Raw genomic sequence first — 25,317 nt, forward strand, 5'->3', positions numbered from 1 at the left:
AAGGATGTGTACAGTTTGCGGCTGCGGTGACGGCGAAGTGAAAATCGAAGGCGGGGCGCACGCGCACCGCCATGTCCATGCCGACGGGACGGTGCATGAGCACGGCCACGCGCACGATCACGAACATGCGCACGACCACGCCAGCGAGATCGCCGACGCCCACGGCCATGCCCATACGCACGCCGACGGTACGACGCATGTGCACGAGCACGTCCATCACGGCGAACACGCCCACGGTCACGACCACGCCTACCGGCCGCAGAAGGCGGCGCATGGCGAGCACGGACACAGTCACGATCACCACCACGGCGACCTCGACTACGGCAGCGGCCCGGCGCGCGCCCACGTTCCCGGCATGAGCCAGGCGCGCATGGTGCAGATCGAGCGCGACATCCTGTCCAAGAACGACGGCTACGCCGCCAAGAACCGCGCCTGGTTCGACGAGCACGGCGTCTTCGCGCTCAACCTGGTGTCCAGCCCGGGCTCGGGCAAGACGACGCTGCTGGTCAAGACCATCGAGGCGCTGCAGGCGCGGCTCGCCATCGCCGTCGTCGAAGGCGACCAGCAGACCGCCAACGACGCCGAGCGCATCCGCGCCACCGGCGCCCCGGCGCTGCAGATCAACACCGGCAAGGGCTGCCACCTCGACGCGCACATGGTCGGCCACGCGATGGAACGCCTGCAGCCGGCCGACGGCTCGCTGTTCCTCATCGAGAACGTCGGCAATCTCGTCTGCCCGGCCGCCTTCGACCTCGGCGAGCAGCACAAGGTGGCGATCCTCTCGGTCACCGAGGGCGAGGACAAGCCGCTCAAGTACCCGGACATGTTCGCCGCCGCCGACGTGATGCTGCTCAACAAGTGCGACCTGCTGCCCTACCTGCAGTTCGACGCCGACCTCGCCGAAGCCAACGCCCGCCGCGTCAATCCCAAGCTGACCGTGTTCCGCGTCTCGGCGACCAGCGGCGAGGGGATGGCCGACTGGCTAGCCTGGATCGAAGCCGGCGTCGCCGGCCAGCGCGCCCGCCTGGCCGATAACGTCGCCGCGCTGAAGGCGCGCATCGCCGACCTGGAGCGACAGCTGGCGGCCAAGTGAACGCTCGCCTGCTGCACATCCGCGGCCTCGTCCAGGGCGTCGGCTTTCGCCCCTACGTCTGGCGCCTGGCCGGCGAACTCGGCATCGCCGGCTGGGTGCGCAACGACGGCGACGGCGTCACGCTGCTCGCCGCCGGCGCGCGGCTGGACGACTTCCTCACCCGGCTGCCGCGCGAAATCCCGCCGCTCGCCCGCATCGACGCCATCGACAGCGGCAGCAGCGACGAACGCCCCGCGCCCGGCTTCGTCATCCGCGACAGCGTCGCCGGCGCGGTGCGCACCGCCATCGGCCCGGACGCAGCGATCTGCCCGGCCTGCATCGCCGACCTCTGCGACCCGACCAACCGCCGCTGGCGTTACGCCTTCACCACCTGCACCCACTGCGGCCCGCGCTATACCGTCAGCGCCGGCATTCCCTACGACCGCGCCCGCACCAGCCTGGCTGCTTTTCCGCTGTGCGCGCCGTGCACGAGCGAATACACCGATCCCGCCGACCGCCGCTTCCACGCCGAAACCACCTGCTGCCCCGATTGCGGCCCGCAGTTGCAACTGCTCGATGAAAACGGCGCTGATCTTGCTGCCGACGGTGACGATCCGGTGGCCTCCACGCTCGCCCTGCTACGCGCCGGCCGCATCGTCGCGATCAAGGGTCTGGGCGGCTTCCACCTCGCCTGCGACGCGCGCAACCCTGAAGCCGTCGCCGAACTGCGTCGGCGCAAGGCGCGCGAGGCCAAGCCCTTCGCGGTGATGGGCCTCAACCCCGGCGCGCTCGCTGCTTTTGCTGAGTTCGGCGACGGCGAGCGGGCGCTTTTCGCCGACGTCGCCGCGCCCATCGTCCTCTGCCGCAAGGGCGCCGCCGAACTGGCCGGCGTCGCCCCCGGCCTGCCCTGGCTCGGCGTCATGCGCCCGGCGACGCCCGTGCATCTGCTGCTCTGGCACGAAGCCGCCGGCCGTCCCGCCGGTACCGCCTGGCTCACCGAGGAAAACGAGCTGCTGCTGGTGATGACCAGCGCCAACCCGCAGGGCGAACCGCTGGTCACCGGCAACGCCGAAGCGCTGCAGCGCCTGAACGGCATCGCCGACGCCTTCCTGATGCACGACCGCGACATCGTCGTCCGCTGCGACGATTCGGTGGTTCGCGTGGCCGATGGCGCGCCAGCCTTCCTGCGCCGCGCCCGCGGTTACGTGCCGCTGCCCATCACGCTCGCCGACGACGGCCCGCCGGTGCTGGCGCTCGGCGCCCACCTGAAGAACGCCGTCTGCGTGCTGCGCGGGCGCGAGGCTTTCGTCTCGCAGCACATCGGCAGCCTCGACAACGCGGCGACGCTGGCCTTCCTCGAAGAAACCGTCGCTCATCTGCTCGCCGTGCTCGACGTCAAACCGGCGCTGATTGCCCACGATCTGCACCCCGACTACGCGTCGACCGCGCTGGCCCTGCGTCTGGCCGGCGAACTCGGCGTGCCGACGCGCGCCGTCGGCCATCATCACGCGCATGTTGGTGCGATCTGCGCCGAACATGGTGTCAATGGCCCGCTGCTCGGGCTGGCGCTCGACGGCGTCGGCCTCGGCCCGGACGGCAGCGCCTGGGGCGGTGAACTGCTGCGCGTCGACGGTGCCAACTGTCGTCGCCTCGGCCACTTGCGCCAGCTGGCGCTGCCTGGCGGCGACCGCGCGGCGCGCGAGCCGTGGCGAATGGCGATTGCCGCGCTGCACGGCGCCGGCCTCGGCGACCAGGTCGCCGGCTGGCTGGCACGGACCTGGCCGGAACGCGAGGCCGGCCCGCTGCTGACGCTGCTTGACCGGCAACTGCGCTGCCCGCCGACCTCCAGCCTCGGCCGCTGGTTTGACGCCGCCGCCGGCCTGCTCGGCGTGCGCGACGTTTCGCGCTACGAAGGTCAGGCGGCGATGGAACTCGAAGGCCGGGCGGCGGCGCACAGACCGGTCGAACCCTTGGCCGGCGGCTGGCGGATAGCCGGCGGAGTGCTCGACTTCTCGCCGCTGCTGCCGGCGCTGCTGCCGGCGCTGCTCGACAGCACGGATGCCGGACAAGGCGCCGCGCTGTTCCACGCCACCGTTGCCGCCGGCCTCGCCGAGTGGGCGATGTTTGCGGTCGACCGCGAAAAACTTGCGAAAATGGCGGTCGGCGGCGGCTGCGCGGCGAACGCGATCCTCCTCGACGCGCTGCGCCGCCGTTTGACAGCGGCCGGCATCGAAGTCCTCGAAGCGCGCGCCGTCCCCGCCGGCGACGGCGGTCTGGCGCTGGGCCAGGCCTGGGTCGCGCGGCAGATGCACGGAGACAAGGCATGAACGATCTGGCCAGCGCCGCCATCCACACCGACAACCCGGCGCCGCGCGTGCTCGCCCGTTACCGGCGCTGGCAGTCCGCGCTGAACGGCGGCCACCCCGGCCTCTCGGTCGACATCGCCGGCTTCCGGCGCTATCGCGGCGACTGGATCGGCGCCGTCGTCACCCCGTGGTTCATCCACCTCTTGCTGCTCCCCGGCGGCGGCGAACTGTGGCGCGAGCTGCCGGTCGAACAGACCCTGCGCGTCGGCTTCCCGGCCGGCGATCTCGACCTGATCAGCGAACGCAGCGACGACGCCGACCTGCCGGCGAGCTTCTTCATCTCCATCCTGGCGCCGGTCGATGAACTCGCCGACCAGGACGCCGCACTGCGCACCGCGATGGATGCGCTGCACCTGCTTTTCGAACCGCCGGCCGCCGCGCCGACGCCCCAGAACCCCGAGCCGCAACCGGTCGACCGGCGCGGCTTCTTCCGCCGCCTGGCCGGGCGCGGTTGAACTCCCCCGAAAGGAAGCCCCATGTGTCTCGCGATTCCCGCCCAGGTCGTTGAACTGCGTGACGGCGACAACGCCGTCGTCGATCTTGCCGGCGTGCGCAAGGAAATCTCGCTGTCGCTGGTCGACGGCGTCGCCGTCGGCGACTACGTCATCGTCCATGTCGGTTTCGCGCTGAACAAGCTCGACCCGGAAGAAGCCGAGCAAACGCTCAAGCTCTTCGCCGAAATGGGCCAGTTGACCGCCGATGGCGACGGACTGACGCTGCACTGATGAAATACATCGACGAATTCCGCGACGGCGAGGTGGCGCAGAAGATAGCCGCCAGCATCCGCGCCGAGGCCGACCCGAAGCGCAACTACCATTTCATGGAATTCTGCGGCGGCCACACCCACGCCATCTCGCGCTACGGCGTCTCCGACCTGCTGCCGGCCAACGTGCGCATGATCCACGGCCCCGGCTGCCCGGTCTGTGTGTTGCCGATCGGCCGCGTCAACCAGGCCATCCGCCTGGCCCTCGACGAAGGTGTGACGCTATGCACCTACGGCGACTGCCTGCGCGTGCCGGCCTCCGACAGCCTGTCGCTGTTGAAAGCGAAGGCCAAGGGCGGCGACATCCGCATGGTGTACTCCAGCGCCGACGCCGTCACATTGGCGCAAAAGAACCCGGACAAACAGGTCGTCTTCTTCGCCATCGGCTTCGAAACGACGACGCCGCCCACCGCGGTGGCGATCAAGCAGGCCGCCGCGCTCGGCCTGAAGAACTTCTCGGTGCTCTGCTGCCACGTGCTGACCCCGTCGGCGATCGCCAGCATCCTCGAATCGCCGGAAGTGCGCCAGTGGGGCACCGTCCCGCTCGACGGCTTCGTCGGCCCGGCGCACGTGTTGACGATCATCGGCAGCCGGCCCTACGAATTCTTCGCCGAGGAATACCGCAAGCCGGTAGTCATCGCCGGGTTTGAGCCGCTCGACGTGATGCAGGCGATCCGCATGCTGATCCGCCAGGTCAACGAAGGCCGCGCCGAAGTCGAAAACGAGTTCTCGCGCGCCGTCAACCGTGACGGCAACCTGAAGGCGCAGGCCTTGGTCGCCGAAGTTTTCGAGATGCGCAAGCACTTCGAATGGCGGGGCTTGAATGTGTTGCCGTACTCGGCGCTGCGCATTCGCGGCGCGTTCGCCGAATTTGATGCGGAGAAGCGCTTTCCTGTGGCCTATGCCTCGGTGGCGGATCACAAGGCTTGTGAATGCGGGGCGATTTTGCGCGGGGTGAAGCGGCCGCAGGACTGCAAGATCTTCGGGACGGTGTGTACGCCGGAGAATCCGGTGGGGTCGTGCATGGTGTCGTCGGAGGGCGCCTGTGCGGCGCATTACACTTACGGGCGGTATAAGGATGTGGCCTGAGGCGCGGGCCTTTTTGGTTACTGACGTGCGGGCGTGCTTGTTTGCTGAACCGCTGGGTTCCGCCGTTGACCGGCGAGCGACTTTGGTTTCTGAAGCGCTGGGTTCCGCGCCTGACGCGCGGGCGTACTTTCTTTTTTGTGGAAAAAAGAAAGTAGCCAAAGAAAAAGCCACCCCCAGGTCGGCGCCGGGCTACGCCCGGTCCCTTGCGCTACTCGGCGCGCCGGGCGGCTGCGGAACTCGGCCCTACGGGCCTCAGACAGTCCTCGCCGACTTCCCCCGGCACGCCTGCGTTGCTCAGCGCCTCTCAGGGGGGCCCCGAAAACCGGAGGTTCACGAAAACAGGCGGTTGAAAGAACATTGCGCGTCCAGCAGCGATCGGTTTGCCGGGCCCCTTGGGAGGCGCCGAGCAACGCAGGCGTTGGCGGAAAAAGGGCGAGCACTGTTTGAGGGGCGCAGCCCCGAGTTGCGCAGCCCCCGCCAACGACGAGTAGCGCAGGGTACCCGCGTAGCGGGCGCCGACCTAGGGTCGCCTTCTTCTTTGGCTACTTTCTTCTTGGCGAAACAAGAAGAAAGTACGCCCGCCGGTCAGCGGCGGAACCCAGCGGTTCAGAAATCAAAAACGCCCGCCCGTCAGGCGCAGAACCCGACGGTTCAGAAACACCACTGCCCCACCAGTCAGCGACGACAGCCAGCGGTTCAGCAAAAGCAACCACCCCTAAAAACCCATACCCAAAACCATGACCTCCTCCCGTAAACCCTACATCCGCCCCCTCGACCTCAAGCACGGCCAGGTCAACATGGCCCACGGTTCCGGCGGCCGGGCGATGGCGCAGTTGATCGACGAACTTTTCGCCCGCCACCTCGGCAACGAATACCTCGGCCAGGGCGACGACGGTGCCGTGCTGCCGCTGCCGAGTGAAGGCCGGCTAGTCATGGCAACCGACGCCCACGTCGTCTCGCCGCTGTTCTTCCCGGGCGGCGACATCGGCTGTCTGTCGGTGCATGGCACGGTCAACGACGTCGCGGTGATGGGGGCGAAGCCGCTTTATCTGGCGGCCAGTTTCATCCTCGAGGAGGGCTTCCCGCTCGGCGATCTCGCCCGCATCGTGCAGAGCATGGCGGCGGCGGCGAGCGCCGCCGGGGTGCCCGTGGTGACCGGCGATACCAAGGTGGTCGAGCGTGGCAAGGGCGACGGGGTGTTCATCACCACCACCGGCGTCGGCGTCGTGCCGCCGGGGCGCGAGCTGTCCGGGCGGCGGGCGCGGCCGGGCGATGTGATCCTGGTTTCCGGCACGCTCGGCGATCACGGCATGGCGATCATGGCCGAACGCGAAAGCCTCGGTTTCGAGTCGCCGATCGTTTCCGACACGGCGGCGCTGCACGGGCTGATCGAAACGCTGCTGGCGACAAGCGCCGACCTGCGCGTGCTGCGCGACCCGACGCGCGGCGGGCTGGCCACGACGCTGAACGAGATCGCCCGTCAGTCGGGCGTCGGCATGATGCTGCAGGAAAAGGCGCTGCCGGTGAAACCGGCGGTCAATGCGGCTTGCGAGCTGCTCGGGCTGGACCCGCTCTATGTGGCGAACGAAGGAAAACTGATCGCCATCTGCGCGGCGGCGGATGCCGAAACAGTGTTAACCGCCATGCGCACGCACCCGCTGGGCAGGGATGCCGCGATCATCGGCGAAGTTCACGCGGACGATCACCATTTTGTCCAGATGACCACCGCTTTCGGCGGCCGGCGCATCGTGGACTGGCTGTCCGGCGAACAACTGCCAAGAATCTGTTAGGGGAAGAATTCAGTGTCGTTCGGCGATCATCAGGCTGCGTACGTCACCCACTTCGAGCATCACCAGCTCGCGGGCATCGGCCAGATTGTCGGCATTGCGGACGTAAAACAGTTCGCGGCCACCATCGGGATAACGGACGGCGGCGACGTATTCGACCCGACGTTGAGTGACGGGTTGAACCCGGGGACGAGATGCCTTGCGTTGCGTTGCGGCCATGATGTTGTTCTCCCTGTGACATTTTTGCGCATCGTAGCGAATGGCAAGTCCCTGAAAAATAGCGCGAAGGTCATACAGCGCCCGATTCGGACAATGCCCACCCCGGCAAAGGCCACCGCAGCGCGATCCATGATGAATAGATGATGAAAAAAAATACTCCCAGCATGCGGCTGTTATTCCTAACGCATGGATTCAACAGTCTGACCCAACGACTTTTCTGCGAACTGACCCAACGCGGTCACCTGCTCAGCATCGAGTTCGACATCGCCGATTCGGTGACCGAAGATGCCGTTGCCCGCTTCCGACCCGACCTGGTGCTGGCGCCCTTCCTGAAGCGGGCGATTCCCGAATCGGTATGGTCAACCGTTCCCTGTTTCATCGTGCACCCCGGCATTCCCGGCGACCGCGGCCCGGCCGCGCTCGACTGGGCGATCCAGCGTGGCGAGACGCGCTGGGGCGTCACCGTGCTGCAGGCCGAGGCGGAGATGGATGCCGGTCCGGTCTGGGCCTCGGCGGAGTTCGCGATGCGCCCGGCGAGCAAGGGTTCGCTCTACCGCAACGAGGTCACCGAAGCGGCGGTGCGCGCCGTGCTGCAGGCGGTTGAGCGTTTCGCCGCCGGCGATTTCCAGCCGCAACGCGTGCCCGGCGCCGCGCATCCGGCGATCCGCCAGGCCGACCGCCAGATCGACTGGACGACGCAATCGACCGCTGACGTCCTCGCCCGGCTGCGCGCCGCCGACGGTTTCCCGGGTGTTGCCGACGAACTCTTCGGCCAACCCTGCCAACTGTTCGACGCCTGGCCGGAAGGGCGCCTGCGCGGTGCGCCGGGAACACTGCTGGCGCGCCGCGAGACGGCACTGTGCCGGGCGACCGCCGACGGTGCGGTGTGGATCGGCCACGTCAAGAAGCCGGACGGAATCAAGCTGCCGGCCACCGTCGCCTTCCCGGAAGCGGCTGAGTTGCCCGAGGCGCCGCTGACCGACTGGTGGCAGGCCGACCATTCGACCTGGCAGGACATCGCCTGGCGCGAGGCCGACGACGTGGGTTTCCTGTCCTTCCGCTTCTACAACGGGGCGATGGGCACGGCGCAGTGCCGCAGGCTGACCGAGGCCTTCGGCTGGGCGACGACGCGGCCGGTGCGGGTGATCGTCCTCGACGGCGGTGGCGACTTCTGGTCGAACGGCATCCACCTCAACCTGATCGAGGCCGCCGACAGCCCGGCCGACGAATCCTGGGCCAACATCAACGCGATCGACGACCTCGCCGAGGCCATCCTGCGCTGTGACACGCAATTGACGGTTGCCGCGGTCGGCGGCAATGCCGGGGCCGGCGGCTGTTTCCTGGCGCGTGCCTGCGACCGGGTCTGGGTGCGCGACGGCGTCGTCCTCAACCCGCACTACAAGAACATGGGCAACCTCTACGGTTCCGAGTTCTGGACCTACCTGCTGCCGCCGCGCGTCGGCGCCGACGGTGCCCGGGCGATCATGCAGCACCGCCTGCCGATGCCGGCCGCCGAAGCGGTCGCCTGCGGCTTCTACGACGCCTGCCTGCCGGCGCCCGGCTTCGCCGTCGATGTCGCCCGGCGGGCGCTGGAAATGGCGCAGGCGCCGGATTTCGCCGCGCAACTGGCGGACAAGGCGGCGCGCCGGGCCGCCGACGAAGCGGCGAAACCGCTGGCGCAGTACCGCGCCGAGGAACTGGCGGCGATGCGGCGCAATTTCTACGGCTTCGATCCGGCCTACCACGTCGCGCGTTATCATTTCGTCCATAAGAGCCCGCATTCGTGGACGCCGCGGCATCTCGCCCGGCACCGCGACCTCGACTGGAACCCCCCCGCATGACCCCACCCGTGTTGCGCCGCCTGCCCGCCGTCCTCGTCATCGACGACGAGCTGCGTTCGCAGGAAGCGTTGCGCCGCACGCTGGAAGAGGATTTCGAGGTGTTCTGCGCGTCCAGCGCCGCCGAAGGCTGGGAAATCCTGGAGATGGAAGAAGCCAGCGCCGGCATCCGCGTCGTCCTCTGCGACCAGCGCATGCCCGGCACCACCGGCGTCCAGTTCCTCAAGGAAGTGCGCCAGCGCTGGCCGGACATCGTCCGCATCATCCTTTCCGGCTACACCGACGCCGAGGACATCATCAGCGGCGTCAACGAGGCCGGCATCTGGCAGTACCTGCTCAAGCCCTGGCAGCCCGAGCAACTGCTGCTGACCCTGCTGCGCGCTTCGGAAGTCTGGCGGCTGCAGCAGGAAAACCAGCGCCTGTCGCTCGACCTGCGCACCGCCGAGCCGACGCTGCGCCGCCGGGTCGAACACAAGCAGGAAAAGGTACGCAGCGCCTTCGGTCTGGCCGCGCTGGTACGCGCGCCGGGCAGCCCGCTCGACCCGGTCTGCGACCTGGTCGCGCGCATCGCCCCCTACGACCTGTCGGTGATGGTCACCGGCGAATCCGGCACCGGCAAGGAAATGGTCGCCCGCGCCATCCACTACGAGAGCAGCCGCGCCGACAAGCCTTTCATCACCGAGAACTGCGGCGCCGTTCCCGACACCCTGCTCGAATCCGAACTCTTCGGCTACAAGCGCGGCGCCTTCACCGGCGCCGTCGACGACCGCATCGGCCTGTTCCAGCAGGCCGACGGCGGCACGCTCTTTCTCGACGAGATCGGCGAGACCAGCCCGGCCTTCCAGGTCAAGCTGCTGCGCGCGCTGCAGGAGGGAGAATTCCGGCCGCTGGGCAGCAACAAGATGGTCTCGGTCGACGTCCGGGTGATTGCCGCCACCAACCGCGACCTCGAAGAAGACGTGCGCACCGGCCGCTTCCGCGAAGACCTCTACTACCGGTTGGCGACCATCCCGGTGCATGTGCCGCCGCTGCGCCAGCGGCCGATGGACCTGCCGCTGCTCGCCGCCCGCCTGCTCGAACAGAGCTGCGCGACGCTGGGCAAGCGCGTGCGCGGTTTCGCCGAGGCAACGCTCACCCGCCTCGCCGCCTACCCCTGGCCGGGCAACGTGCGCGAACTGCAGAACGAGATCCTGCGCCTGGTGGCGCTTGCCGACGGCGACCTGCTCGGCCCCGAACTGCTCTCGCCACGCCTGTTGCACGGACCGGCGACGCCGGCGAGCGACGAATGGACCGATGGCCTCTCCGGCAACCTGCGCCAGCGCATGGACCAACTCGAACGCCGTGTCCTGCTGGCGGCGATGCAGCGCCATCACGGCAACAAGTCGCGCGCCGCCAACGAACTCGGGCTGTCGCGCGTCGGCCTGCGCGCCAAGCTGGCGCGCCACGGCCTGGCCGACGACGGGAAGGGCGACGAATGAAAGTGCTCTGGCTGCAAAGCGGCGGCTGCGGCGGCTGCACCCAGTCGCTGCTCTGCCACGAGCCGCGCCCGCTGTTCGACGAGCTGCGCGGCGCCGGCATCGAGTTCGTCTGGCACCCGGCGCTGTCGGAAGCCAGCGGCGAGGAAGCGCTGGCCATCCTCGACGACTGCGCCAGCGGCCGGCGCGAGTTCGACGTCCTCTGTATCGAGGGGGCGATGCTGCGCGGCCCCAACGGTAGCGGCAAGTTCCACCTGATGGCCGGCAGCGGCCGACCGCTGACCGAATGGGTGCAGCGCCTCGCCGAGCGCGCCAAATGGGTCTTTGCCATTGGCTCTTGCTCCGCCTGGGGCGGTTTTTCGGCGAACACGCCGGGCAATCCGCTGGAAGCCTGCGGCCTGCAGTACGACACCGACACGCCCGGCGGCCTGCTCGGCAAGACCTTCCGCTCGCAAGGAGGCCTGCCGGTGGTCAATCTCGCCGGTTGCCCGACGCACCCGGGCTGGATCGTCGATACGCTGGAAAAACTGGCACTCGAAGGACTGAGTGCCGCCGACCTCGACGAGGTCGGCCGCCCGCTGCTCTACGCCGAGCAACTGGTGCACCACGGCTGCCCGCGCAATGAGTTCTACGAATTCAAGGCGAGCGCCGAAAAGCACTCCGACCTCGGCTGCATGATGGAAAACCTCGGCTGCAAGGGCACCCAGGCGCACGCCGACTGCAACACGCGGCCGTGGAACGGCGTCGGCTCCTGCCTGAAGGGCGGCTACGCCTGCATCGCCTGCACCGAGCCGGGCTTCGAGTCGCCCGGCCACGCTTTCCAGGAAACGCCCAAGCTGGCCGGCATCCCGATCGGCCTGCCGGCCGACATGCCGAAGGCCTGGTTCGTCGCGCTCGCCGCGCTGTCCAAGTCGGCAACGCCGAAGCGGGTGCGCGACAACGCCGTCGTCGACCACACCGTGGTCCGTCCGGGCGTCAAGAAGGGCGGCAAGTGAAGCGAATTCAGGTCGGCCCCTTCAACCGTGTCGAGGGCGACCTCGAGATCGGCCTCGACGTCGACGCCGGCCGGGTCGTCGCCGCGCGTGTCAATTCGCCGCTGTTCCGCGGTTTCGAGCAAGTCCTGGTCGGCCGCCACCCGGCCGATGCGCTGGCCGTCGTGCCGCGTATCTGCGGCATCTGCTCGGTCGCCCAGTCGGCCGCCGCCGCCAACGCGCTGAGCCGGCTGGCCGGCGTCACGCCGCCGCCGAACGGCGAACTCGCCGCCCGTCTGGTGCTGGCGGCCGAAAACCTGGCCGACCACCTGACCCATTTCTACCTCTTCTTCATGCCGGACTTCTGCCGCCCGGCCTACGGCGACCGGCCCTGGCATACCGCCACCGCCGAACGCTTCACGGCGCAGACCGGTAGTGCCGTCGCCCCCTGGCTGCAGGCACGCGCTCGGCTGTTCAACCTGGCCGGCTTCCTTGCCGGCCGCTGGCCGCACACGCTGGCGCTGCAGGCCGGCGGCAGCACCAAAGCGATCGGCGCCGGCGAACGCATCCGCATCCAGGCGCTGCTGCGCGAATTCCGCGCCTTCGTCGAGGGGCGGCTGCTCGGCGACCGCCTCGAAGCCTTCGCCGCGCTGCCCGACGCCGACGCCCTGCACGCCTGGGCCGCCGGCCGCAGCAGCGACGCCGCGCCGTTCCTGCGCGCCGCCACAGATCTCGGCCTCGACGCCATCGGCCGCGGCAGCGAGCGCTTCCTCTCCTACGGCGCCTACGAACTGTTCCCGGCAGGCGTCTGGCAACCCGGCAGTGAAGCATCCGCGCTCGATACCGGCAAGATCGCCGAAGATGTCAGCCACGCCTGGCTCTACGGCGACGCGCCGCTGCCGCCGACCGAGGGCGAAACCCGTGTCGCTGCCGACAAGGCCGGTGCCTACACCTGGTGCAAGGCGCCGCGCTACGCCGGCGAGGTCGTCGAGACCGGCGCGCTCGCCCGCCAACTGGTCGCCGGTCAGCCGCTGCTGCGCTCGCTGGTCGCCCGCCACGGCGGCAACGTCGTCGCCCGCATCGTCGCCCGCCTGATCGAAGTCGCCCGCGTGCTGCCGGCGATGGAGGACTGGCTACGCGCGATCGAACCCGGCGCCCCCTTCTGCCTGCCGGCGCCGCTGCCCGACAGCGGCCACGCCGTCGGCCTCGTCGAAGCCGCGCGCGGCAGCCTCGGCCACTGGCTGAGCGTCAAACGCGGGCGCATCGAGCGCTACCAGATCATCGCCCCGACCACCTGGAACTTCTCCCCACGCGACGCCGCCGGCACCCCCGGCGCCCTCGAACAAGCCCTGGTCGGCCTGCCCGCCGGCGACGGCGCACCGCCGACCGTACAGCACGTGGTACGCAGCTTCGATCCGTGCATGGTATGTACGGTCCACTGAGGCCACAGCGTAGAATCCTCCGGGTCTGCCATCGCCTGGAGCCGCCATGCCGGAATCTCTGATCCTGCGCCCGCTGGAGCGCGAAGACCTGCGCTTCGTCCATGAGCTGGACAACAACGAAACGGTCATGCACTACTGGTTCGAGGAGCCTTACGAGGCTTTCGTCGAACTCGCCGATCTCTACGACCGCCACATCCACGACCAGAGCGAACGCCGCTTCATCGCCGAGATGGACGGCGAACGGGTCGGACTGGTCGAACTGGTCGAGATCAACCACATCCACCGCCGGGCGGAATTCCAGATCATCATCGCGCCGACTCACCAGGGAAAAGGCTACGCAACGCTCGCGACCAAACTGGCGATGGATTACGCCTTCACCGTACTCAACCTGTACAAGCTCTACCTGATCGTCGATTGCGACAACGAACGGGCGACCCGCGTCTATCAGAAACTCGGTTTCAGCGAGGAAGGACGACTGCGCCACGAGTTCTTCGTCGGCGGCGAATACCGCGACGTGCTGCGGATGGCGATTTTCCAACCGGAATACCTGCGCGCCCGCGGCAAGTAGCTGACCGGCACTGGCTAAGGCTGGCCGTGCGGCGCCAGCCACTGCCGCAGCTTGGCCAGCAGTTCGTCCGGCGCCACCGGCTTGGCGATGAAATCGTCCATGCCGGCGGCCAGACATTGCTCCCGGTCCTCGGCAAAGGCGTTGGCGGTCATGGCGATGATCGGCATGGTGCCGCGCGCGCCGAGCGCGCGGATCGCCCGCGTCGCGTCGAGACCGTTCATCTTCGGCATCTGCAGGTCCATCAGCAGCAGCGCGTAATCGCCGCCGGCAACCGCGGCGACGGCGGCTTCGCCATCCTCGGCGACGCTGATGTCGAGCTGGCTATCCTCGAGAATCTGCAGGGTGATCTCGCGATTGATCGGTTCGTCGTCGACCAGCAGCAGACGCTGACCGGCGAAACCGGGCGTACTGCCGGCACCCGCCAAGCGGCTGCGCTCGGCGCTGCTTTGCCCGGCCAGGCGCAGCCGCACCGTCATCCAGAAACGGCTGCCGATGCCGGGCTGACTTTCGACGCCGGTGGTGCCGCCCATCATCTCGGCGATCTTGCGGGTGATCGCCAGGCCGAGCCCGGTCCCGCCGTAGCGGCGGGTCAGCGAGTTGTCGGCCTGTTCGAAAGCCTGGAACAAACGCGGCAGGTCGGCTGGGGCGATGCCGATCCCGGTATCGCTGACGGTGAAACGCAGCAGCATGCTGTCCGGTGCTTGCTCGAGCACCTCGACCTGGATGCCGATCGCTCCCTGATCGGTGAACTTGACCGCGTTGGCGACAAAATTGAGCAGGGCCTGCTGCAGGCGGACCGGGTCGCCGAGGAAGGGCGGCAGCTCGGCGGGCAGCTCGCTGTGGATGCCCAGCCCCTTTTCCGCCGCCTTGCCCTGCATGATGGACAGCAGATTGGCGACCAACGACCCGACATCGAGGCGGACTTCCTCAAGGGCGAACTTGCCGGCTTCGATCTTCGACAGGTCGAGCACCGCGTTGATGATGTCGAGCAGGTGGTGGCTCGCCGCTTCCAGCTTGTCCAGGCGGTCGGTCTGCCGCGCGTCGAGGCCGCTCTTGCGCAGCATGTAGGCCATGCCGGTGATGGCGTTGAGCGGCGTCCGGATCTCGTGTGACATGTTGGCCAGGAAGGCGCTCTTGGCGACGTTGGCGGCCTCGGCCGCCTCCTTGGCCTGGCGCAGGTCCAGGGTGCGCTGCTCGACCAGTTGTTCGAGCTGCTGGTGGTGCAGGGCCAGCACCTCGGCCGCCGCCTTTTCCCGGGTGATGTCGTAGCAGAAGCCGATGAAGCCGAGGAAATTGCCCTTGCTGTCGTAGCGGGGGTTGCCGTCGTCGCGGATCCAGCGGTATTCACCGCTGCGGTGACGCAGCCGGTATTCCATCGAGAACGGCTGGCGACGATCGAAATGGTCGACGTAAATCTCCAGGCAGCGCGCGAAATCGTCGGCATGCACGCCTTCCGCCCAGCCGTTGCCGAGTTCCTGGCGCAGGGCGCGCCCGGTGAATTCGAGCCAGGGCCGGTTGAAATAGTCGCAGCCCTTGTCCAGCCCGGAGGTCCAGATCAGCGCCGAGCCACCGTCGGCGAGGGTGCGGAAGTGCTGTTCGCTTTCGCGCAGCGCCGCCTCGGCCAGCTTGCGCTCGTTGATGTCGGCGATCACACCGACCAGTCCCTGCAGGCTGCCATCCGGCGCCAGCAGACGACGGCCGGTGAGATGCCCCCAGAACTGCGTGTGGTCGCTGCGCCAGTAGAGCCGTTCGAGGTCGACGGCATCGGTCTGGCTGGCGAGCAGGGCGAGCATCCGGGCCCGCCCCGTCTCGCGCTCGCTGGGATCGATCAGCGAGACATATTCGGCGCCGGAAAGCTCGCCCGGGGCGACGCCGAACATGTCGGCCATCCGCTGGTTGGCGCGGGTGATCCGGCCCGCCGGATCGACCAGGAAGATGGCGACGCTGGAGGCCTGATAAATCTGCTCGAGCAGCGCTTCGTTGGCCTGCAGGTTGCGCGTGTCGGCCTCGTGGCGGCGCCAGGAGCGCCAGATCAGCCAGCCGCCGAGCAGGGTGACCGCGGCGAAGACGGCGAGCAGGGAAACGGTTTTCCAGACTTCCCGCCACCACGGTTCGAGATAGTCCTCGGGCGCCATGCCGACGGTGATCAGGGCCGGCATGTTACGGATGCGCTGGAAGGCGTAGGTCCGCGCATAGCCGTCCGGCGCCTGCGGCGTATGGAAATGCCCCGCCTCGACGGCGCTGTCGAACAGCGCCCTGAACTCGGGCGACACCCCCTTGTTCCCGGTTTCCCCGGCCTTGCCGGCAACCGGCGGGAAACGGGTGATGAGACCGAGGTCGAGCCCGCGGAGGACGGCCGATCCGTGCGGGCCGAGATTGAGCGTGGACAGCAGGCTCTGGTACCAGGCGATCGGCACGGCGGCGCTGACGACGCCGCCGAAGCGCCCGTCGGGCAGGCGGTAGGGGCGGCTGAAGGCGATCAGCGGCCGGGCATCGAGACGGCCGGCGAGCGGCGACGAAATGATCAGCGTCGACGTTGCCGACTGCAGGTGCTGCTTGAAGAAGTCCCGATCGCCATAGGAGACACCGGCCCCCGGGTTGCCGCCCCAGCGCACGACGCCCCGGGCATCGGTGACACGCATGGCGTCGACCGAATTCATGTGCTCGACCTGAAGACGCAACACGGCCTCCAGTTCGGCGCCGTCCAGGGTACCGCGGCGCAGCTCGTGCTCGACATGGTCGACGACGTTGAGCAGGCCAAGATCGATACGGTGGACCGATTCGGCCAGATTGCTCTCGAGCAGGCGAGCGATGTTGGCGGTGTTGCTGCGTACCGCTTCGAACTTGTGGCGGTGGCTGTCGAGCAGATTCAGGGCACCCAGCGTCATGACCAGCGCATTGATCAGCAGGATGCCGGCCAGCAACCAGCCGGCCAGCGGCAGGCGGCTAGCGGGCACGGCAGGCCGGCTGACGGAATGCTTGCTAGGCGACACGAACCCCCCCTGAGTCGTTGCTCTTTAGCGTCTCAGGTTACTCCTCTCCAGCATGCCGCGCCAGCCGCGGCAGGCGTACCCTAGAAGCCGATCTTGCGACTACGCCCGCTGCGCATCTGTTCGAAATCGCCCGCTTCCAGCCAACTACGGCCAGCCAGCTTGGCGGTACCGAAGGCGGCCAGCAGGCGCTTCTTCATGTCGCGCGGCGGCAGCGCCGCCAGCCGTTCGAGCACGGCGTCGTCGGCCTGTTCGGGGAAACCCCAGTCGTGTTCGGCGATGCAGTCGCGGTACAGGCTGCGGGCGATGGCCAGCGAGGCGTCGGCGTCGGGACGCGGCACTTCGTAGACGTTCATCCGGTTGAGGATCGGCTCGGGGATGCCGCGTTCGTCATTGGCCGTCGTCACCCAGAGGATGTGCGAGGCGTCGATGTCGATATCGACGAACTCGTCCTTGAAAGCCTTCGCGGTATCGTGTTCGAGCAGACTGTAGAGGGCGCCCATCGGATCGTAGCGTGAATCGCCGCCGGCCTTGTCGATCTCGTCGAGCACCACGATGGGGTTGGCGTAGTCGCCATGCACCAAGGTGTGCGCCACCTTGCCCGGGCGGGCGTTGTTCCACTGCGCCGAGGCGCCGGACAGCACCCAGCCGGCGGTGAGCGAACTCATCGACACGAATTCGTGGCCGGTGCCCAGGCGGGCCGCCAGTTCGCGCGCGAAGTGGGTCTTGCCGATGCCCGGCTCGCCGAGCAGCAGGATCGGCGTGAACTGCATCGGCTCGTTGCCGGCGACCGACAGCGCCAGGTATTTGCGCAGGTCGTCGACGACTTCGCCGAAGTTCGGGCAACTGTCGTAGAGGTCGTCGAGCATGTCGGTACCGCTCGGCCGGATCAGGAAGCGGCCGCCACCGCGCTGCTTCATCTTCTCGTAGAGGGCGGCCAGCGCTTCGTTGCGGTTGCCGGCGGCGTCCTCGAGGGCGCGGTCGATCGCCGCGACGTCGTAGATGGTGCGCTCCTCGGCGACGGTGAGACGGATGTCGGTGCTTGCCATGATGACTTCCTCCTGACGCGACTGCAGTTGACTGCCTTAACGGGTGGACGATGGCCGGGGTTGAATCCGGCCACCCCGGTTTCAACAAGCATTTCCCGTTCCAACCGGTTTGGGAAATAATGCGTTGCATCGCCCCCGACCGCAGGAACGCCATGGAACGCTTCACCATTTCGCTCGATGAATCGCTGGCCCGCCAGTTCGACGAACTGATCGCCGCCCGCGGCTACGTCAACCGCTCGGAAGCGGTGCGCGACCTGATCCGCGGCGCCATCGAGCACGACCGCCAGCAGGGCGAGCCGACCGGCCAGTGCGTCGCCAACCTGTCCTACGTGTACAACCACCACGAGCGCGAACTGAGCGAACGCCTGACCGGCCTGCAGCACGACCACCACGACCTGACGGTGGCGGCGATGCATGCCCACCTCGACCACAACCATTGTCTGGAATCCGTCATTCTCAAGGGCTCGACCGCGGCTGTCCGACAATTCGCCGACGCCATGATCGCCGAGCGCGGCGTCCGCCACGGCAAGCTCAACATGATCGCCCTCGAAGCGGAATACCACCACGCCCACGACGCGCACGGCAGCGACCATGTCCACTACCATCCCACCCGCTGACCCGCTGCTCGCCGCCACCGGCGAGCAGGCCTGGATCGAGGTGATCCAGAAGATGGACGAGGTGTACAACGACCTCCTCCAATACGAAGTGGCGCTCGAAGAAAAGAACGCCGCCCTCGAGGAATCGCACCAGTTCATCGAGAGCGTGCTGGCGGCGATGTCGGACATCCTCATCGTCTGCGACCGCAACGGCGGCATCGTCGAGGTCAACCCGGCGCTCTGCCACCTTTCCGGCCGCTCGTCCGACGAACTGGTCAGCACGCCGGTGTTCAACCTCTTCGCCGACGAGACGGAGCAGGCCAAGGCTCGCGATGCCTTCACCCGCTACGCGCGCGACGGCCTGCACGATTGCGAGTTCTTCCTGCGCGCCAGCGACGGTTCGACGGTGCCGGTGTCGATGAACTGCACGCCGCGCGTCTCGCAGACCGGCAAGCTGATGGGCGTCGTCGTCACCGGCCGACCGGTCGGCGAGTTGCGCAAGGCCTACCAGGCGCTGCGCCAGGCGCACGAAGACCTGAAGCGGACGCAGGGCCAGTTGCTGCACGCCGAGAAGATGGTCTCGCTCGGCCGCCTGGTCGCCGGCGTCGCTCACGAACTGAACAACCCGATCAGCTTCGTCCTGGGCAACGTGCTCTCGCTGCAGCGCTACGCGACCCGCCTCGGCCGTTACCTCGACGCCGTGCACAGCAGCGGCGCCGGCGATCAGGACGGCCTGCCGGCGCTGCGCGACGAACTGCGCATCGACCGCGTCCTGGCCGACATGCCCAACCTGATCGACGGCATGATCGAGGGCGCCGAGCGTACCCGCGACATCGTCGATGCGCTGAAGCGCTTCTCGGCGGTGGACAAGGCGGCGCCGGAAGAGGTCGACCTGAACGAGGTGATCGAACGCTCGGTGCGCTGGGTGACGCGCAGCGGTCCGGGCCAGTTCGCGGTCGATCTCGAACTGCCGCCGGCCATGCGTTGCCGGGGTTCTTCAGGGCAGTTGCAGCAGGTGGTGATGAACCTGGTGCAGAACGCCTGCGATGCCACCGCCGACCGCGGCGATGCCAAGCTGCGCATCAGCGGCGCAATCGTCGACCAGCAGATCGTCCTGCGTTTCGCCGACAACGGTCCCGGCATCCCGGAAGCCAACCTGGCGCACATCTTCGAGCCCTTCTTCACGACCAAGCCGGTCGGCCAGGGCACCGGCCTCGGGTTGTCGATCAGCTACGGCATCGTCGAACGCCACGGCGGCAACCTGAGCGCCAGCAACCGGCCCGAAGGCGGTGCCGAGTTCGTCCTGCGCCTGCCGCTCTGAAGCGGCGACGCTTCAGCCACCCAAGCGGCAGCGCCAGAGCAGGACGAAGACCAGCAGGCCCAGTCCGGCACTCAACAGCTTCCAGAAACGCAGCGGATCGCGTTCGAGCAACGGCAGGCGGCGCGTGCGCAGAAATTGCGGCCCGGGCTGCTGCAAGTCGCGGACGAACTCGCTGAGCGCCTCCTGGCGGCGTCGCGGGTCGACCTGCAGCGCCTTGCCCAGCACGGCGTCGACCCAGGCCGGCAGATCGGGCCGGAAGGCGGCCATCGGCTGCCGCCGCAGACGGCGTGCCTCGGGCGCCGTGCGGACGCGTGCCGCGGCCAGCCCGTAGGGCAGTTCACCGCTCAGCATGCGGTAGGCGATGGCGGCCAGCGCGTAGAGGTCGGCGGCCGGGGTCGCCGGCTCGCCGGTCAGGCATTCCGGTGCCAGATACTGCACGGTGCCCGGCGGCGTGGCCTCGGCGGTCTGCCCGGCTTCGGCCAGCCCGCCGACCTGGACGCTGGCCAGATCGATCAGGCGGACCGTGCCGCTGGCGTCGATCATCACGTTTTCCGGACGCAGGTCGCGGTGCAGCATGTCGCGCCGGTGCAGCGCCTGGAGGCCCTGCGCCAACTGGACGATGATGCCGCGCACCGCGTCGAGCGGCGGTTGCGGATGGTCGATCATCCACTGCGCCAGGGTCTGGCCGGCGATGTACTCCAGCGCCACATAGAGCGATTGGCGCGGCCGCGCGCCGGGCCAGGCCTTGATCACGTGCGGGCTGTCGACGCGCCGCGCCACCCACTCTTCGAGCACGAAGCCGTCGAGATAGGCGGCGTTCTCCCGCAGATCGATGGACGGCAGCTTGAGCACGACCGGCATCCGGCTGGCTTCGTCCTCGGCCAGATAGACATGGCTGCGCGCACTGACCTGCAGCTCGCGGACGATGCTGAAGCCCTCGAAACGCATGCCCGGCCGCACCGGCGGCGGCAACGGCAAAGCCTGGCGCTGCGCCCGTAGCTGGTCGGCCGCGGGCGGCGGCAGGGCGTCGATGCGCAGTAGCTGGACGGTGGCGTCGTCGCGACTGCCGGCGGCGCGCGCCGCTTCAACCAGGCTGGCGGCGACGGCGTCGAGCGCGTCGCCATGCTGATCCAGCGCAGCGTGCACGCGGGCGGCGTCGAGAAATTCGTGCACGCCGTCGGTAGCGAGCAGATAGATCTCACCCGGCTCGGCATCCCAGCAGTGGTAGTCGATCTCGACATGGCTGCCGACGCCGAGCGCGCGCGCCAGGTAGCTTTCGCCCGGCGCATGACGGACGCGATGGTCTTCGCTCAACTGTTCCAGCGCCTGCGCGTGCAGGCGGTAGATGCGCGCATCGCCGACATGCAGCAGGTGCAGTTGCCGCCCTTTCAGGATCAGCGCGCTGAAGGTGCAGACGTAGCCGCTATCGCGGTCGAAACGACCAGCGCCGTGCATGGTCTGGCTGTACAGCCAGGCATTGACGGCATCGAGCACGCGCTGCGCCGAGCGGCGGACGGTCCACGCTTCGGCGGTGGCGTAATAGTCGTCGAGGAAACTGCGTACCGCCGTCTGGCTGGCGACATGGCCGACCCGGCTTGAGCTGATGCCGTCGGCGATGGCCAGGGCGATGCCTTTGGCGGCCAGCAGGTGGCCGCCGGGCAGCAGCGCGCCGTGGAAATCCTGATTGACCGGATGCTCGCCGGCCAGCGAGTGCTGGCCGAGCGAGACACGCGGTCCGCTCTCAGGCGATGGCACGCTTCGGCGCCGTCTTGTAGTGCGTCGAGTAGAGCGTGGCGCCGACGAAGGTCAGGCCGCCGACCAGGTTGCCGAGGACGGTCGGGATTTCGTTCCAGATCAGGTAGTCCATGATCGTGAAGTTGCCGCCGAGCATCAGGCCGGACGGGAACAGGTACATGTTCACGATGCTGTGTTCGAAGCCCATGTAGAAGAAGACCAGGATCGGCATCCACATGGCGATCACCTTGCCCGACACCGAGGTCGACATCATCGCCGCGACGACGCCGGTCGACACCATCCAGTTGCACATCACGGCGCGCACGAACAGCGTCAGCATGCCGGCGGCACCGTGCGCGGCGTAACCGAGGGTGCGGCCTTCGCCGATATGGCCGATCTTCTGGCCGATGGCGTTGGGCGCTTCGGAGAAGCCACTGGTGAAGATGATCGCCATGAACACGGCAACGGTCAGCGCGCCGGCGAAGTTGCCGCAGAAGACCAGCGACCAGTTGCGCATGACGCCGTTCCAGGTAGCGCCCGGGCGCTTGTCGAGCACGGCGAGCGGAGCCAGCGTGAACACACCAGTCAGCAAGTCGAAGCCGAGCAGATAGAGCATGCAGAAGCCGACCGGGAAGAGCAGCGCGCCGATCAGCGGGTTGCCGGTGTTGACCGTGACGGACACGGCGAAGGCGGCGGCCAGCGCGAGGATGGCGCCGGCCATGTAGGAACGGATCAGGGTGTCGCGGGTGGACATCAGGAGTTTGGATTCGCCAGCGTCGATCATTTTGGTGACGAATTCGGCAGGAGCAAGGTAGGCCATGGTATTTACCTCTTGTGAAGGATCAGGAAAGGGAAACGGAAACGACGCCGTCGTGCACCTGCACCGGGTAGGTGCGGACCGAATGTTCCGGGGATTCCAGACATTCGCCGGTGCGCAGGTCGAAGTGGTTCTTGTAGAGCGGCGAGGCGACGACCAGGTGGTCGCCGAGATTGCCGGTCAGGCCGCGCGACAGGACGCTCGCCCCGGAACGCGGGTCGACGTTGTCGAGGGCGAACAGTTGATCGTCGCCGACGCGGAAGACGGCAATGTGCTTGGCGCCGAGCAGGGCGCAGACACCGGTGCCGGGCAGGATGTCGGCGATCCCGCAGACCGGCAGCCAAAGGGGTTCGGGAGTTTTCATGGCAGAGTTCTCCGGGCAGGTTCAGGCCAGCGACACGCTGTCGCATTCGTCGGCGCGCGCCGGCCGCTTCTGGCCGCGTTCGCTGACGAAAACGATGCCGGCGTCGGCCTGTTCGTCGTTGATGAAGGTACGGAAACGCTTGCGGACATCGGGGTCGCTGACCGCCGTCTTCCACTCGCACTGGTAGGTATCGACCACGTACTGCATCTGCCCTTCCAGTTCGACACAGAGGCCGAGCGTATCGTCGAGCAGCACCGACTTCAGGTAGTCGAGCCCGCCTTCCAGGCTTTCGCGCCAGGTGCTGGTGCGTTGCAGGCGGTCGGCGGTGCGCACGTAGAACATCAGGAAGCGGTCGATCAGGCGGATCAGCATCGCCTTGTCGAGGTCGGCGGCGAGCAGCTCGGCGTGGCGCGGCTTCATGCCGCCGTTGCCGCAAACGTAGAGGTTCCAGCCGCGTTCGGTGGCGATCACGCCGATGTCCTTGCCCTGCGCTTCGGCGCACTCGCGGGTGCAGCCAGAGACGCCGAACTTGATCTTGTGCGGCGCGCGCAAGCCCTTGTAACGGTGTTCCAGTTCGACGGCGAGGCCGACCGAGTCATCGACGCCGTAGCGGCACCAGGTGCTGCCGACGCAGGACTTCACGGTGCGCAGCGACTTGCCGTAGGCGTGACCGGATTCGAAGCCGGCGGCGATCAGCTCTTCCCAGATCAGCGGCAACTGCTCGACGCGGGCGCCGAACAGGTCGACACGCTGGCCGCCGGTGACCTTGGTGTACAGGCCGTACTTCTTGGCCACCTGGCCGACCGCGATCAGCCCGTCCGGCGTCACCTCGCCGCCCGGCATGCGCGGTACCACGGAGTAGGTGCCGTTCTTCTGGATGTTGCCGAGGAAGTAGTCGTTGCTGTCCTGCAGACTGGCGAGTTCGCCCTGCAGCACGAAGTCGTTCCAGCACGAGGCGAAGATCGACGCCGCCGTCGGCTTGCAGATGTCGCAGCCGAGGCCCTGGCCGTGCTTTTCCAGCAAGTCGGCGAAGCTGCGGATGTTGCCGACGCGGATCAAATGGAACAGTTCCTGGCGGGAATAGGGGAAGTGCTCGCACAGGTGGTTGTTGACCGTCATGCCGCGGCGCGCCATTTCCGCCTTCATGATCTGCGTCACCAGCGGCACGCAACCGCCGCAGGTGGCGCCGGCCTTGGTGCAGGCCTTGATCTGGCCGATCGTCGTCGCTCCGTCGGCAACGGCGGCGGCAATCTGCCCCTTGCTGACGTTGTTGCAGGAACAGATCTGCGCGCTGTCGGGTAGGGCGTCCGGGCCGAGGCCGGGCTTGGCCTTGCCGTCGCCGGCCGGCAGGATGAGGAATTCCGAGTCGGCCGGCAGGGCGATGCCGTTCAGCGCCATCTGCAGCAGCGTGCCGTATTCGTCGGCGTTGCCGACCAGCACGGCGCCGAGCAGGTGCTTGCCGTCCGCGCTGACGACGATCTTCTTGTAGATCTGCTTGCATTCGTCGACATAGCGGAAGCTGCGGCAGCCGGCCGTGCGGCCGTGCGCGTCGCCGATGCTGGCGACGTTGACGCCCATCAGCTTGAGCTTGGTGCTCATGTCGGCGCCGGCAAAGGCGGCGCTCGCATCGCCGGCCAGATGGCGGGCGGCAATGCGCGCCATGTCGTAACCCGGCGCGACCAGGCCGAACAGCTGGTCCTTCCAGGCGGCACATTCGCCGATCGCGTAGATGTCGTGATCGCTGGTCCGGCAGTGGTCATCGATGGCGATGCCGCCGCGGGCGCCGACCGCCAGTGCGTTATTGCGCGCCAGTTCGTCGCGCGGCCGGATGCCGGCCGAGAAGACGATCATGTCGGCCTCGAGATGGCTGCCGTCGCTGAACACCATGCGATGGCGCGCCGTCGCGCCGTCGCGGATATCGACCGTATTACGCTCGGTATGGACCTTGACGCCGAGCGCCTCGATCTTGGCCCGGAGGACGCGCCCGCCGTCGTCGTCGACCTGCGCCGCCATCAGACGCGGCGCGTATTCGACGACATGCGTCTGCAGGCCGAGGTCGCGCAGCGCCTTGGCGCATTCGAGCCCGAGCAGACCGCCGCCGACGACGATGCCGCTGCGCGAGACGACGCCCGAGGCACGCATCGCCTCGAGATCGTCGAGCGTCCGGTAGACGAAGCTGTGGGGGCGGTCGTTGCCCTTGAGCAGCGGAACGAAGGGATAGGAGCCGGTGGCCAGCACCAACTTGTCGTAGGCGAGGGTCTGGCCGTCCGCCGTGCTCACCGTGCGCGTCCGGCGGTCGATGGCGACGGCCCGACTGCCCAGACGCAGCGTGAAACCGCTGGTCGGGAAGAAACCGGGGGCGACCAGCGACAGGTCTTCGGCGGTCTTGCCGGCGAAGAATTCGGACAGGTGGACGCGGTCGTAGGCGGCGCGGCTTTCCTCGCCCAGCACGGTGACTTCCGCGCCGGGCAGGCCAAGCTGATGCAGTTCCTCGAGAAACTTGTGGCCAACCATGCCGTGGCCGATGACGATGATCTTCATGTCGGTATCACTCTCTCGCTTCGGCGGAGACTTCGTGATACCCGGGCGACGGCACTGAAGCCCGTCGCCAGCATGGAAGCCCCCGCGGTACGCGGTTATGTCGGTCTGAAATGACGGCAGGCGCAACAGGGGTTGCGGCTACCGGATTCCACCGTCATTGGCGGAGGCTGTTGCCCGATGCAACATTGCACGCGGGCAGGGAGTGATTAGCAGCTTGCATGCCAGAACCGTTTCATCACGGATCGGCAAGGGTTTCCGGGTTTGGGGACGGGCGCCGCCGGGAATTTTCTGCACCAGGCCTGTGCGTCGCCCGCC

The 25,317-nt window shown here is 67.9% G+C and carries 20 protein-coding genes; 13 read left to right on the top strand and 7 right to left on the bottom strand.

Going from position 1 to position 25,317, the window contains the following annotated elements; genetic code table 11:
• The first annotated feature begins 4 nt into the window (after positions 1-4).
• The 6 genes from hypB (at position 5) to hypE (ending at position 7,080) form a co-directional block, all read left to right on the top strand.
• Entirely contained in the window at positions 5-1,093 is a 1,089-nt protein-coding gene (gene hypB / locus AC0KWY_RS13385; RefSeq protein ID WP_474025993.1) for a hydrogenase nickel incorporation protein HypB, read from the top strand.
• The gene (gene hypF, locus AC0KWY_RS13390) at positions 1,090-3,399 is read left to right on the top strand and encodes a carbamoyltransferase HypF (RefSeq protein ID WP_474025994.1); all 2,310 of its coding nucleotides are present in this window, start codon (positions 1,090-1,092) and stop codon (positions 3,397-3,399) included. Before hypB ends, hypF begins: the two co-directional genes overlap by 4 nt.
• Positions 3,396-3,893 carry a [NiFe]-hydrogenase assembly chaperone HybE gene (gene hybE / locus AC0KWY_RS13395; RefSeq protein ID WP_474025995.1) on the top strand — a complete coding sequence of 166 codons (498 nt, stop codon included), beginning with the start codon at positions 3,396-3,398 and terminating at the stop codon, positions 3,891-3,893. The genes hypF and hybE overlap by 4 nt, the downstream gene beginning before the upstream one ends.
• Positions 3,894-3,914: 21 nt before the next feature.
• Positions 3,915-4,163 (top strand): HypC/HybG/HupF family hydrogenase formation chaperone, encoded by a 249-nt coding sequence (locus AC0KWY_RS13400; protein WP_474025996.1) that lies wholly within the window; start codon positions 3,915-3,917, stop codon positions 4,161-4,163.
• Positions 4,163-5,290, top strand: a complete 1,128-nt coding sequence (gene hypD, locus AC0KWY_RS13405; RefSeq protein ID WP_474025997.1) for a hydrogenase formation protein HypD — start codon at positions 4,163-4,165, stop codon at positions 5,288-5,290. Before AC0KWY_RS13400 ends, hypD begins: the two co-directional genes overlap by 1 nt.
• Before the next feature lie 737 nt (positions 5,291-6,027).
• Complete coding sequence (hypE, locus tag AC0KWY_RS13410) at positions 6,028-7,080, top strand: hydrogenase expression/formation protein HypE (protein ID WP_474025998.1); 1,053 nt, start codon at positions 6,028-6,030, stop codon at positions 7,078-7,080.
• Positions 7,081-7,089: 9 nt separating this feature from the next.
• On the opposite strand, the gene AC0KWY_RS13415 is transcribed toward hypE, so the two are convergent.
• Positions 7,090-7,296: a hypothetical protein gene (locus AC0KWY_RS13415; RefSeq protein WP_474025999.1), complete on the bottom strand. Its 207-nt coding sequence runs from the start codon at positions 7,294-7,296 to the stop codon at positions 7,090-7,092.
• A gap of 164 nt (positions 7,297-7,460) precedes the next feature.
• Between AC0KWY_RS13415 and AC0KWY_RS13420 the strand changes: the two genes are divergently transcribed.
• The 5 genes from AC0KWY_RS13420 to speG are packed head-to-tail and all read left to right on the top strand — an operon-like array spanning position 7,461 to position 13,590.
• Positions 7,461-9,137: an enoyl-CoA hydratase-related protein gene (locus tag AC0KWY_RS13420; protein WP_474026000.1), complete on the top strand. Its 1,677-nt coding sequence runs from the start codon at positions 7,461-7,463 to the stop codon at positions 9,135-9,137.
• Positions 9,134-10,612 carry a sigma-54-dependent transcriptional regulator gene (locus AC0KWY_RS13425; RefSeq protein ID WP_474026001.1) on the top strand — a complete coding sequence of 493 codons (1,479 nt, stop codon included), beginning with the start codon at positions 9,134-9,136 and terminating at the stop codon, positions 10,610-10,612. The genes AC0KWY_RS13420 and AC0KWY_RS13425 overlap by 4 nt, the downstream gene beginning before the upstream one ends.
• On the top strand, positions 10,609-11,604 hold the full coding sequence (locus AC0KWY_RS13430; RefSeq protein ID WP_474026002.1) for an NADH-quinone oxidoreductase subunit B family protein: 996 nt from the start codon (positions 10,609-10,611) through the stop codon (positions 11,602-11,604). The genes AC0KWY_RS13425 and AC0KWY_RS13430 overlap by 4 nt, the downstream gene beginning before the upstream one ends.
• Complete coding sequence (locus AC0KWY_RS13435; RefSeq protein WP_474026003.1) at positions 11,601-13,022, top strand: nickel-dependent hydrogenase large subunit; 1,422 nt, start codon at positions 11,601-11,603, stop codon at positions 13,020-13,022. The genes AC0KWY_RS13430 and AC0KWY_RS13435 overlap by 4 nt, the downstream gene beginning before the upstream one ends.
• A 46-nt stretch (positions 13,023-13,068) precedes the next feature.
• Entirely contained in the window at positions 13,069-13,590 is a 522-nt protein-coding gene (gene speG, locus AC0KWY_RS13440; RefSeq protein ID WP_474026004.1) for a spermidine N1-acetyltransferase, read from the top strand.
• Positions 13,591-13,604: 14 nt separating this feature from the next.
• Here the strand turns inward: speG and AC0KWY_RS13445 are convergent, their stop codons facing one another.
• Positions 13,605-16,547, bottom strand: a complete 2,943-nt coding sequence (locus tag AC0KWY_RS13445; RefSeq protein WP_474026005.1) for a PAS domain S-box protein — start codon at positions 16,545-16,547, stop codon at positions 13,605-13,607.
• Between the two features lie 116 nt (positions 16,548-16,663).
• Positions 16,664-17,629, bottom strand: coding sequence for an AAA family ATPase (locus tag AC0KWY_RS13450; protein ID WP_474026006.1), 966 nt, complete (start codon positions 17,627-17,629; stop codon positions 16,664-16,666).
• A gap of 152 nt (positions 17,630-17,781) precedes the next feature.
• Between AC0KWY_RS13450 and nikR the strand changes: the two genes are divergently transcribed.
• Together nikR and AC0KWY_RS13460 are read left to right on the top strand one after the other, a co-directional pair.
• Entirely contained in the window at positions 17,782-18,246 is a 465-nt protein-coding gene (gene nikR, locus AC0KWY_RS13455; RefSeq protein ID WP_474026007.1) for a nickel-responsive transcriptional regulator NikR, read from the top strand.
• Entirely contained in the window at positions 18,221-19,546 is a 1,326-nt protein-coding gene (locus tag AC0KWY_RS13460) for a PAS domain-containing sensor histidine kinase (protein WP_474026008.1), read from the top strand. The genes nikR and AC0KWY_RS13460 overlap by 26 nt, the downstream gene beginning before the upstream one ends.
• A 12-nt stretch (positions 19,547-19,558) precedes the next feature.
• On the opposite strand, the gene AC0KWY_RS13465 is transcribed toward AC0KWY_RS13460, so the two are convergent.
• The 4 genes from AC0KWY_RS13465 to nirB are packed head-to-tail and all read right to left on the bottom strand — an operon-like array spanning position 19,559 to position 25,002.
• Positions 19,559-21,301, bottom strand: a complete 1,743-nt coding sequence (locus AC0KWY_RS13465; RefSeq protein WP_474026009.1) for a bifunctional protein-serine/threonine kinase/phosphatase — start codon at positions 21,299-21,301, stop codon at positions 19,559-19,561.
• On the bottom strand, positions 21,288-22,100 hold the full coding sequence (locus tag AC0KWY_RS13470; RefSeq protein ID WP_474026010.1) for a formate/nitrite transporter family protein: 813 nt from the start codon (positions 22,098-22,100) through the stop codon (positions 21,288-21,290). Before AC0KWY_RS13470 ends, AC0KWY_RS13465 begins: the two co-directional genes overlap by 14 nt.
• A 22-nt stretch (positions 22,101-22,122) precedes the next feature.
• Positions 22,123-22,461 carry a nitrite reductase small subunit NirD gene (nirD, locus tag AC0KWY_RS13475; RefSeq protein WP_474026011.1) on the bottom strand — a complete coding sequence of 113 codons (339 nt, stop codon included), beginning with the start codon at positions 22,459-22,461 and terminating at the stop codon, positions 22,123-22,125.
• A 21-nt stretch (positions 22,462-22,482) separates the two neighbouring features.
• Positions 22,483-25,002: a nitrite reductase large subunit NirB gene (gene nirB, locus AC0KWY_RS13480; protein WP_474026012.1), complete on the bottom strand. Its 2,520-nt coding sequence runs from the start codon at positions 25,000-25,002 to the stop codon at positions 22,483-22,485.
• Positions 25,003-25,317: the final 315 nt, after the last annotated feature.

The sequence above is a fragment of the Azonexus sp. MM2026_4 genome (genome assembly GCF_055901855.1).